This window comes from Acinetobacter sp. GN11 (assembly GCF_054823985.1).
Genome location: NZ_JRVL01000193.1, coordinates 1 through 876, shown reverse-complemented (window position 1 = coordinate 876; position 876 = coordinate 1). Strand labels below are relative to the sequence as shown.

Below are 876 nucleotides of genomic sequence, written 5' to 3'. Positions count from 1 at the left end.
AAGTGCTTGCCTACATATTTCTAGAATAAAATCAGGATATTCACAAAATAACTTTCTAGATACTTCTTCAGAAGAGAAATTTAGATTAGTTATAGTGTATAGAGCTGCTGCACTTGTACTTTTAGCATACTTTAAAAGTATATTTCTAGCATTTAAAGTATATGATGAGTTTTGTGGATTACTAATTTTTCTTTGTATCCAATACAATAATTCTGCACATGCAAGTAATGCTATATCAGCTTCGGTTTGTATAACACCTCTTTGTTGGGGAAGTTCTACTGCAAATTTGCCAAGAGCTTCATGCGCATTTACAAAAGCTTCAATTGCGCCTTGGGGCATACAGTGATCTTTAGGAGGAAGTGATGTATAGGGTATTAAGACTGAAACAACAGATTGATCATTAATTTCTGATAAGTCTTCTATTAAATTTCCTATAAAAAAAGAATTAAATTTATTTGCGCCTCTACAAGCTTTTATCAATAGAGTCTTCAGGCTAGTTATATCTAAATTATGAACTTCTTCCCAATATGATTCACTAAAAGGATGATCATATTGATTGGAGTAAATCCCCCATGCTAATTCATCTGATAGGGTGTCATTACTCCGAAGTATAGAGTTAATCTCACTATGTATCATATGCAAATAGTTATCTTTATCTTGCTCTAAAGCTCCTAAGGAATTTAATGCTTCAATAATGCAACTATTTAGTATGAAATTAACTTTATTGAGAGCAGAATCTAATGTGTTAATAATTTGTAAACGATACTTATCTTCAATATTATTTAAGTGAGTACATAAATCTATTAATTCTAGTTGGAAGTGATAGGGGTGGTTGATTAATTCATCAAGCAGTCTAGTAACTATTGGAATGATTTT

The 876-nt window shown here is 30.9% G+C and carries 1 protein-coding gene; it reads right to left on the bottom strand.

Annotation, left to right across the window (positions count from 1 at the left end):
* Window positions 1-876, bottom strand: an 876-nt coding sequence (locus NL42_RS15475) for a hypothetical protein (protein ID WP_461313414.1), incomplete at both ends; no start/stop codon positions are given.